At 69.2% G+C, this 10234-nt stretch carries 7 protein-coding genes; 5 read left to right on the top strand and 2 right to left on the bottom strand.

Annotated elements, in window-relative coordinates; genetic code table 11:
* The first annotated feature begins 91 nt into the window (after positions 1-91).
* The 4 genes from DS837_RS20795 to DS837_RS20780 all read left to right on the top strand — a co-directional run bounded on the left by DS837_RS20795 (position 92) and on the right by DS837_RS20780 (position 4628).
* Complete coding sequence (locus DS837_RS20795; RefSeq protein ID WP_345772123.1) at positions 92-676, top strand: ATP-binding cassette domain-containing protein; 585 nt, start codon at positions 92-94, stop codon at positions 674-676.
* Positions 676-1383, top strand: coding sequence for an ABC transporter ATP-binding protein (locus DS837_RS20790; protein ID WP_149166492.1), 708 nt, complete (start codon positions 676-678; stop codon positions 1381-1383). Before DS837_RS20795 ends, DS837_RS20790 begins: the two co-directional genes overlap by 1 nt.
* A gap of 148 nt (positions 1384-1531) precedes the next feature.
* A complete protein-coding gene (locus DS837_RS20785) occupies positions 1532-2728 on the top strand; it encodes a hypothetical protein (RefSeq protein ID WP_149166491.1) in 1197 nt (398 codons plus the stop codon).
* A gap of 70 nt (positions 2729-2798) precedes the next feature.
* A complete protein-coding gene (locus tag DS837_RS20780) occupies positions 2799-4628 on the top strand; it encodes a chloride channel protein (protein ID WP_247890047.1) in 1830 nt (609 codons plus the stop codon).
* A gap of 21 nt (positions 4629-4649) precedes the next feature.
* Here DS837_RS20780 and ppk2 read toward each other — a convergent pair whose 3' ends face one another.
* Together ppk2 and DS837_RS20770 are read right to left on the bottom strand one after the other, a co-directional pair.
* Entirely contained in the window at positions 4650-5612 is a 963-nt protein-coding gene (ppk2, locus tag DS837_RS20775; protein WP_211102358.1) for a polyphosphate kinase 2, read from the bottom strand.
* A gap of 116 nt (positions 5613-5728) precedes the next feature.
* Positions 5729-6556 (bottom strand): polyphosphate kinase 2 family protein, encoded by an 828-nt coding sequence (locus DS837_RS20770; protein ID WP_149166489.1) that lies wholly within the window; start codon positions 6554-6556, stop codon positions 5729-5731.
* A 230-nt stretch (positions 6557-6786) separates the two neighbouring features.
* Here DS837_RS20770 and DS837_RS20765 point away from each other — a divergent pair, with 230 nt between their 5' ends.
* Positions 6787-10134 carry a maltotransferase domain-containing protein gene (locus tag DS837_RS20765; protein ID WP_149166488.1) on the top strand — a complete coding sequence of 1116 codons (3348 nt, stop codon included), beginning with the start codon at positions 6787-6789 and terminating at the stop codon, positions 10132-10134.
* The last annotated feature ends 100 nt before the right edge of the window (positions 10135-10234 follow it).

The following is a 10234-nucleotide window of genomic DNA, read 5'->3' as shown; positions in this document are numbered from 1 at the left end:
GGTGACCAGCACCTCCTTGCCGCCGGGCTGGATCGTGCCCCACCGCTCCAGCGCATCCACGCACAGCGCGGCGGTGTAGCCGGCGGTGCCGATGCCCATCGCCTCCTCCGGCGAGAAGACGCCGGGCGGCGGGCGGGTGCTGATGGGCGGCGTGGATCTGGCGGGACAGCGGCCCGACCGCATCGCCCGCGCCGGGATCGCCCGCACCTTCCAGGCGGTCAGCCTGCCGGAGGGCGCCAGCGTCCTGGCAGCGGTGGCCGCGGCGCGGCTGGAGCGCGACGGCTCGATCGCCCAGGCCGAGGCGCACGCCCTGTGGGCGCTGGAGCGGCTGGGTGCGGCGGACCTCGCCCCCAAGCCCTGCGCCGGCCTGCCCGCGGCGCTGCGCCGCCGGGTGGAACTGGCCCGCGCGCTCGCCCGCCAACCCGCCGTGCTGCTGCTCGACGAGCCGGCGGCGGGGCTGACCGACGGGGAGAAGGCGGAGTTGGCCGATCACCTGCGCGCCATCGCCGCCACCGGCACCGCGCTTCTGGTGGTGGAGCACGACATGGGCTTCCTGCTGCCGCTCGCCGGTCATGTGCTGTGCCTGGACCAGGGGCGCCCGCTCTATGCCGGCCCGCCGGAGGGGGTTCGCAGCGATCCCGCCGTGGTTGCCGCCTATCTGGGCGAGGGGGCGTGATGAGCGAATCCCTGTTGCAGGTCGAGGGGCTGAGCGCCGGCTATGGCGGGGCGATGGCGGTGGACCGGCTGTCGCTCTCCGTGGCGGCGGGGGAGGCGGTGGCGCTGCTGGGCGCCAACGGGGCGGGCAAGTCCACGCTGCTGAAGGCCATCCTCGGCCTCGTCCCGGCGACAGCCGGGCGGGTCCGGCTGGCCGGGGAGGAGATCGGCGCCTTCGCCCCGGAACGGCGGGTGCGCCGCGGCCTGGGCTATGTGCCGGAGGGGCGGCGCGTCTTCCCCGGCATGAGTGTGCGCGACAATCTGGAGGTGGCGAGCCACCTGGGCCGGGCCGAACGCGCCCGCGACCTGGAGCGCGTCTTTGCCCTGTTCCCGGCGCTGGAGGGCAAGGCGGAGGAACGGGCGTGGCGCCTGTCCGGCGGGCAGCAGCAGATGCTGGCGGTGGGCCGCGCGCTGATGGGCCGCCCGCGGGTCCTGCTGCTCGATGAGCCGTCGCTCGGCCTGTCGCCCAAGCTGGCCGGGGAGGTCTTCGCCGCCGTCCGCGCCATCGCCGCCGCCGGAACGGCGGTGTTGGTCGCCGAGCAAAGCGCCGCCCGCGCCCTGTCCGCCGCTGGGCGCGTCGTCCTGCTGCGGCTCGGCCGGGCGGTCCATGACGGTCCGGTGGAAACCCTGCCCGCCGAGGCGCTTCGGGACGCTTTTCTGGGAGGCTGATTTCGTTGCCGAGGGTAGCGCCGGACGCAATTCGGCATTGCGGCAACAGGCCGGGATCTTTGTCGTGACTTTCTCGTCTTGCGCTTGCCGATCCCAGATGGCGGGGCTAGCTTCCGGCGTCGCCCTGCCCGTAAGGATTACCTCTGCCATGCTGGACAAAGCCGTCGCTGCTGCACTCTCCTCCCTTCTTCTGCTGGGCGCCGCCGCTGCCCACGCCGATGGGGCGCAGGTGGCGGAACTGGTCCCCGTCAACCCGCCGACCATGTATTACCCGGCACCGTCCTCCGGGCCGGCGCCGTCACCCCGCACCGTTGCGCCGGCGCCGACCGCCGCCGATCCGGCCGAGAAAACCGGGCCGGCCGAGCTTGAGGATGGTTGGGAGGGCGGCCCGTCGCGCGACCGGGACGGCAAGTTCGCCTACTGCGCCATCGAGGGCCGCTTCGACACCGGCCATGTCCTGATGATCGCGCGCAACGTCAAGGGCGAGGTCAATCTCGGCATGGGCATCCCGGGCGCCGAGCTGCCGGGCGGCGAGCAGTGGAAGGTCAAGGTCGTGGTGGACGGCAAGCTGACGCGCGAACGGCGCGCGCTGGCGCCCAAGCCGGATATGCTGGTCATCCCCAACGGCAAGGACGAGGAACTCTACACCGCCCTGATGAACGGCAAGGAGGTGGTCTTCGCCTCCGACGCCGACCGCATGGCCTTCGCGCTGAAGGGCACCAAGAAGGTGCTCACCGACCTGAAGACCTGCGTGGACAAGGCCGGCGCCGTTCCGCCCATCGACACCCGCACCAAGAAGGTCGCGACCCGTCCCGACGAGCTGCCGGAAGGGCTGGCCGACCTGCTGAAGGCGGCCGGCGTGCGCGACGTCAAGCGCGTGTCGCTGGAGAATGTGCCGAAGGGCGAGCGCCCCGCCGACATGGCCTGGCGCATCGGCCCGATCGTCGGCGGCATCCGCGAGCGGATGGTGGAAGAAGGGTCCAAGCTGGAGGATCTGTCCGCCGGCTACGTCGACGCGATGAAGAAGCGCTGCGAGGGCGGCACGCCGACCGCGTCGCTGAGCGCCGTCGAGGACCTGCCGGGCCTGATGCTGCGCACCGGTTCGGTCGATTGCGCGCTGAAGGAGGGCAAGATGCACGTCTCGCTGACCTTCTTCCTGTCGCCGGGCCGCCTGTTCACGATCCTGTTCCATGAGGCGCAGGAGGCCGACATCGGGTTGGCCGACAAGGTGCGCGACAATCTGGCAGAGGTGCTGCGCCGCCTCGCCGTCAACCCGCCGTCTGCCCAGCCTTCGGCTCCGCCGTCCGGCGCCTCTCCGGCTGCGGCCCAGAAGGGCAAGCCCTAAAGGGTTAGGGCCGCGCCGCGCGGTTGACGGCGCGGAGGCAGGGCACACATTGTCCGGCATGCCGGATGACATGACGGGAATCCGGGGCGCCGCGGGGGAAGCGGCCGGCGCCCTGACCAAAGCGCGAAACCCCGGCCGGCGGTTCCTGAGGGTGCTGACACGGCGGAGCCTGCGCGACAGCGTGCTGGGCGTGCTGATGCTCGCCGGGGCCATTGGCGCCGGGGTCGGGCTGGCCGTGGCCCTGCTGCACGAGGCGGTGGTCTGGACGCAGTCCGTCGTCTTCTCGGTGGCCCATGGGCAGGATCTGGGCGAGGCCGCGCTGGCCGACCCCTGGCGGACCCTGCTGGTCCCGGCCGTCGGCGGCCTGCTGCTCGGCGTGATGGTGAAGCTGGTGCGGCGCTGGCGCTCCAACGACATCGTCGATCCCGTCGAGGCGAACGCGCTCTACGGCGGCAAGATGTCGCTGATCGACAGCCTGCGCCTGACCCTGGCGACCCTGCTGTCCAACGGCTCCGGCGCGTCGGTGGGAATGGAGGCGGCCTACACCCAGGCGGGGGCGGGCATCGCCTCGACGCTCGGCCAAAAGCTCCATCTGCGGCGGGCGGACCTGCGCACGCTGGTCGGCTGCGGGGCGGCGGCGGCCATTTCCGCCGCTTACGGCGCGCCGCTGGCCGGCGCCTTCTACGCCTTCGAACTGGTCATGGGCGGCTACACCATCGCCACGCTGGCCCCGATCGGGGCGGCCTCGGTCGCCGCGGTGGCGGTGGCCCATTGGCTGACCGACCCGTCCCCGGTCCTGTTCTTCGGCCGCCCGGTGGCGGTGGCGGGCTGGGACTATGTGGCCTGTGGGGTCCTCGGCTTCCTGGCGGGTTGGCTCAGCATCCTCGCCATGCAGGCGGTGACGGTGGCCGAGCGCGGCTTCCGCGCGCTGCCCATCCCCGTCTGGGCACGCCCGGCGCTGGGCGGGCTCGCTTTGGGCGCGCTGGCGCTGGCGGTTCCGCAGGTGCTGGGGGCCGGCCCCGGCGCCGACCCGTCGCAACTGGCCCGCGGGCTGGAGGCCATGGCGGTGCTGCTGGTCGCCAAGATCGTCGCGTCGGCCCTGTCGCTCGGCTCGGGATTCCGCGGCGGGCTGTTCAGCGCCTCGCTGCTTCTCGGCGGGTTGTTCGGCGGGCTGGCCTATGGGGTGATCGAACTGCTGGTGCCGGGGCTGGGGCTCGACCGGATGCTGCTGGTGCTGGCCGGCATGGGTGCGGTGGCGGCGGGCATCATCGGCGCGCCGGTCACCATGGTGCTTCTGGTGCTGGAGGCGACGCAGGATTTCTGGGCGGCGTCCGGCGTGCTGATCGGCGTGGTGGTGTCGACCACCGTGGTCCGGCAGGCCTTCGGCTATTCCTTCGCGACGTGGCGCTTCCACCTGCGCGGCGTGCCGATCCGCGGCGCCTACGACGTCGGCTGGGTGTCGGAGCTGACGGCGATGCGGCTGATGCGCGGCGACGTGAAGACGATCCTGACCACCCAGACCCTGGACACGCTGCGCCGCCTGCACCCGCTGGGCGCCGCCAAAACCGTCTTCGCGGTGGAGCCGGACGGCTCCTACGCCGGCATCATCGACATGGGCGCGGTGCACGACCCGTCGCTCGGCGACGAAGACGCGAAGACTCCGGTCGGCGAGCTGGCCCGGCACGCCGACGACTTCCTGCGGCCCGGCGAGGACGTGCGCAGCGTGCTCCAGCGCTTCTGCAGCGCCGAGGTGGAGTCCTTGCCGGTCGTGACGTCGCCCACCGACCGACGGATCGTCGGCTACGTCACCGAGGCCTACGCCCTGCGCCGCTACAGCCAGGAGCTGGAGCGGCAACGGGGCGAGGAGCTGGGCGAACGCAGCCTCTACGGGCGGGACTGACCGCCCGTTCGGCGGCGGCGGTCAGTAAACCTCCGGCACCCAGTTCTGCTTCGACTTCTTCGGCCGCTTGTAGCCGTCGTCGCCCTGCCGCGGCGGCAGGTCCAGCTCGACCGGGGCGATGTCCTGGTAGGGGATCCGCTGAAGCAGGTGGTTGATGCAGTTCAGCCGGGCCTTCTTCTTGTCGTCGGCGTCGACGATGTACCAGGGCGTCAGCTTCTTGTCGGTGTGCTCCAGCATGGCGTCCTTGGCCTTGGAGTACTCGACCCAATGCTTGCGCGATTCGAGGTCCATCGGGCTGAGCTTCCAGCGCTTGATCGGGTTGCGCATCCGCTCGGTGAAGCGCTTCTCCTGCTCCTCGTCGCTGACCGAGAACCAGTATTTGATCAGGATGATGCCGGACTGGACCAGCATCTCCTCGAACAGCGGGCAGGCGCGCAGGAACTCCTGGTACTCCGCGTCGGTGCAGAAGCCCATGACATGCTCGACGCCGGCGCGGTTGTACCAGCTCCGGTCGAACAGGACGATCTCACCCTTGGCGGGAAGCTGCGCCACGTAGCGCTGGAAGTACCATTGCCCGCGCTCCTTCTCGGTCGGCGTTCCGAGCGCCACGATCCGGCAGACGCGGGGGTTGAGGCTTTCGGTGATGCGCTTGATGACGCCGCCCTTGCCGGCGGCGTCGCGCCCCTCGAACAGCACGCAGACCTTCAGGCCGTTGACCCGCACCCATTCCTGCAGCTTGATCAGCTCGAACTGCAGCCGGGCCAGCTCGTCGATGTATTTGACCTTCTTGCCGCCCTTCGCCGCCTTGCCGCCGCTCAGCTCGCGCCAGTGGGATTCGATGGCCGCGACTTCCTTGGCATCGCGCAGCACCTCGCCGCCGGTGGCCGGCACACCGAGCCCGAGGTCCTTCAGCTTCAGCGCTTTGCGCTTCTTCCGCGGCTTGTCCTCCGCCCCGGCCTCGGCACCCGTCTTGACCTCGTCCATCGAACGCACCCTGCTTATTGTTTTACCCGCGAACCAACGCTAGGAGATGCCGGCGCGTCAGGCAACCGCCCGCACGCCCACCGCGACGAAGTGACCGAGGCCAAGGGCGGCGGCGGTCAGTCTTTCTCCTTGGCGTCGAAGGTCAGATGCACGCCCAGCACCTCCGCGGCGATCCGGGCGACGGTCAGGTCGATGGGCGGCGGGGCGACGTTGACGCCGCGGCTCAGCGCCTCCGTCACGATCTCCATCACCTTCAGGCGGGCGTGCCATTTGGAGTTGGCGGGAACCGCCTGCCAAGGCGCTGTCCCGGTCGAGGTCTTCTCGAACATCGCCTCGATGGCCTTGCTGTAGTCGTCCCAGCGGGCGCGGTTGCGCAGATCCTCCTCGGTCAGCTTCCAGCGCTTGTAGGGGTTGCTCAGCCGCTCGCGGAAGCGGTTGAGCTGCTCGTCGGGCGTGATGTGCATGAAGATCTTGATGATGCGGACCCCGTCGTCGGTCAGCATCTTTTCGAACTGGTTGATCTCGTCGTAGGCGCGCTTCCACTGCTCCTTGTCGGCAAAGCCCTCCACCCGCTCCACCAGCACGCGGCCGTACCAGGAGCGGTCGAAGATGGCGAAGGTGCCGGGGGCGGGCAGCTTGGTCCAGAAGCGGTAGAGGTAGTGCTTGCCCTGCTCGTCCGCCGCCGGGGCGCCGATCGGCCAGACATGGAAGCCGCGGGGGTCGAGCGGTTCGGTCAGGCGGCGGATGCAGCCGCCCTTGCCGGCGGCGTCCCAGCCCTCGAACACCAGGATGGCCCGGCGCTTCTCGTGCCAATAGGTCTGCTGGATGTGCAGCAGGTCCTTCTGGAGTTTGGCGAGGCGGCGTTCGTAGTCGTCCTTGCTGCCGATGCCCTCCGCCGTCATATCGAGCTTGTCGAGCCGGATCTTGCCGTTTCCGTTGCCCATGCACGCACCTTTCGAAATGTCTGGCCCAAGTCTCAGGTTTCGGAACCTTCGCGCTTCGCAGGGGTTGAGCGCGTGCGCCCCGCAGGGCGCGCGTTGCAACCTCGCGATGGTCCTTCCGGTGATGGTCCTTCGGCCGGTGACGGTCTTCTGGACGATCCATGGGAGGCGCCACGCTTGTCAACCAGCGGCGACCGGCTGGCGTGCCGCTGCCGACCAGGAGGATTTCCCCGATGGCCACCGCCGGACCGCGAATCTACAACCTGTTTCCCACGCTCGTCGGCCCGATGCGCGACTGGGCCGGGCATCTGCCCCGCATCCAGGGCATGGGCTTCGACTGGCTGTTCCTGAACCCGATCCATTATCCCGGATTCTCGGGCAGCCTCTACGCCGTGAAGGACTATTACCGGCTGCATGACCGCATCCAGGGCGGCGCGCCGGAGCATCCGGACGAGCTGCTGCGCGGCTTCATCGCCGAGGCGGGGCGGCACGGCCAGTCGGTGATGCTCGACCTCGTCATCAACCACACCGCCAAGGACGCCATCCTGGTGGGCGAGCATCCGGACTGGTACCGGCGCGATTCCAGCGGCGACCTCTACAGCCCGCGGGCCGTCGACCCGGTGGACCCGTCGCGGGTGACCATCTGGGGCGACCTCGCCATGCTCGACTATGAGCGGGCGGATGTCCGGGCCGGGCTGACCGACTATTGGACGCGCTACCTGCGCCATTGCATCGGCCTCGGGGTGAAGGGCTTCCGCTGCGACGCCGCCTACCAGATCCCGGCGGAGGTGTGGAAGACGCTGATCGAGCGTTCCCGCGAAGCCGATCCGGAGGTCAAGTTCTTCGCCGAGACGCTGGGCTGCACGGTGGAGCAGGTGCGCGATCTGTGCGGGGCGGGTTTCGACTTCCTGTTCAACAGCGCCAAATGGTGGGACTTCAAGTCCGACTGGCTGCTCGACCAGTATGACGAGTTCCGCTGGATCGCCCCCTCCATCGCCTTCCCGGAAAGCCACGACACCGACCGTCTGGCGGCCGAGGTCGGCAGCCAGGACACCGAGCGGCTGGCCGCCCAGCTGAAGATGCATTATCTGTTCGCCGCTTCCTTCTCGACCGGCGTGATGATGCCGGTGGGGTACGAATACGGCTTCACCCGCAAGCTGGACGTGGTGAACACCACGCCGGACGATTGGGAGGACCCGAAGCTCGACCTCACCGGCTTCATCGGGGCGGTCAACGCCATGAAGGCGGACAGCCCGGCGCTGAACGTCGAAGGGCGGCAGCGGCGGGTGACCTCTCCCCACAATCCGGTGATCGGGCTGATCCGCGACACCGGCGGATGGGCCAACGGGAGCGGAGAGGGTTGCAACGTCCTGCTCATCAACCCGGATGAGAACCAGCCGCACGCCATCGACCCCGGCCCGCTGCTGGCCAGCACCGGCGGCGGCTTCGCCGACTTCGAGGACGTGACCCCGGAGGCCGAGCCGCTGCCCTTCGAGCCGGGCCGCGACCTGCGGCTGCGGCCGCTGGAGATGCGCGTCTTCCGCGCCCGCCCGGCGCAGAGTCGCCCCATCGAACTGAACCATCTGGGCGAGCGCGGGGCGGAGCACGACGCCGGCACCCGCGCCTGGATGGACGAGCTGGCCTCCCGCCGCGTCACCATCGAGAACGTCTATCCGGAGCTGGACGGCGGGCGCTTCCCGGTCAAGCGGGTGGTTGGCGACGTGATGGAGGTGTGGGCCGACATCTACACCGACGGTACCTTCGTCCTCGGCGCCGCCGTCACCTACCGCCCGGTGGACGAGGAGGAATGGCGCGAGGTGCCCATGACCTTCGTCGACAACGACCGCTGGGTGGGCAAGCTGCCGCTGACCCGCAACACGCGCTACCGGTACAGCATCCTGGCGTGGCGCGACGTCTGGGAGAGCTGGCGCGCCGATTTCAAGAAGAAGCACGACGTCGGGATGGACGTCAGCCTGGAACTGATCGAGGGCCGCCGCTTCGTCGAGCACGCGGTCGGGCAGAATGAAGGCGAGGGCCGCGCCGTGCTGGAGCGGGTGGTGGAGCGGATGAACACGCTTCATGGGCCGGAACTGATCGCCTACGCCCTGTCCGACGAACCGCGCCACGCCATGGCGAAATATGGCGAGCGGCAGTATCTGTCCCGCTACGGCTGCGACCTTGAGGTCTATGTGGACCGCACCGCGGCCCGCTATTCGGCGTGGTTCGAGATCTTCCCGCGCTCGGCCTCCCCGGACCCGTCGCGGCCCGGCACCTTCGACGACGTGTCGACCATGCTGCCCTTCATCCGGGGCATGGGCTTCGACGTGCTGTACTTCCCGCCGATCCACCCGATCGGTCGCAGCTTCCGCAAGGGGCGCAACAACACGTTGAACCCCGGCCCGAACGATCCAGGCGTGCCCTACGCCATCGGCGCCACGGAGGGCGGGCACGCCGACATCGACCCGATGATCGGCGACTTCGACGGCTTCCGCCGGCTGGTCAAGGAGGCGCGGCGGCACGGCATCGAGATCGCGCTGGACTTCGCGGTCCAGTGCTCCCCCGACCATCCCTGGATCAAGTCGCACCCGCAATGGTTCTACTGGCGCCCCGACGGCACGATCCGTTACGCCGAGAACCCGCCGAAGAAGTACCAGGACATCGTCAACGTCAGCTTTTACCGCGAGGCCTATCCGGACCTGTGGTACGCGCTGCGCGACGTGGTGCTGTTCTGGTGCGACGAGGGGGTGCGCATCTTCCGCGTCGACAACCCGCACACCAAGCCCTTCCCCTTCTGGGAATGGATGATCCGCGAGGTGCAGGACCGCTACCCCGACGCGCTGTTCCTGGCCGAGGCCTTCACCCGGCCCAAGCTGATGCGGCGGCTGGCGAAGATCGGCTTCACCCAGTCCTACAGCTACTTCACGTGGCGCAACACCAAGGCGGAACTGACCGAGTATCTGACGGAGCTGACCCAGGGCGAGTCCAAGGACTATATGCAGCCCAACTTCTTCGCCAACACGCCGGACATCCTGCCGCCGATCCTGGTGCATGGCGGGCGGCCCGCCCACATGATGCGCGCCGTGCTGGCCGGCACCTTGTCGGGCGTCTACGGTCTCTACGCCCCGTATTTCGTCTGCGAGGCCGACCCCTATCCGGGCAAGGAGGAGTACAACCACTCCGAAAAATACGAGATCCGGCACTGGGACTGGAACAAGCCCGGCAACATCGTCGACTACGTCACGCGCTTGAACAAGATCCGCGCGGAGAACCCGGCGCTCCATAAGTTCACGAACCTGAAGTTCTACAACGCCTATGACGACAACATCCTGCTCTACGGCAAGATGACCGAGAGCAAGGACAACGTCATCCTGATCGCGGTGAACCTCGACCCGCACAACGGCCATGGCGGCACCATCGAGGTTCCGCTGTGGGAACTTGGGCTCGACGACGGCGCCCACGTCCAGGTGGAGGATTTGTTCACCGGCCAGCGCTTCACCTGGATCGGCAAGTTCCAGCATGTCTGGCTCGACCCGCAGCAGAACCCCGCGGCGATCTGGCGCATCCGTCCGCCGGGACGGTGACGGGAAGGGGGCGCGTGGAGCCCCCCTACACCACCAACCCACCGAAACGCTGGCGTTCCCGCCCAGCCCAAGCTAGAACCGCGCCGGTCCGTGACGGTTC

Origin of the sequence: Azospirillum brasilense, from assembly GCF_008365405.1 — a bacterium.
In the GTDB taxonomy this organism is placed as follows: domain Bacteria; phylum Pseudomonadota; class Alphaproteobacteria; order Azospirillales; family Azospirillaceae; genus Azospirillum; species Azospirillum brasilense_D.
The sequence above is the reverse complement of the archived record's forward strand: the minus strand, read 5'-3'. Positions and strand labels throughout refer to the sequence as shown.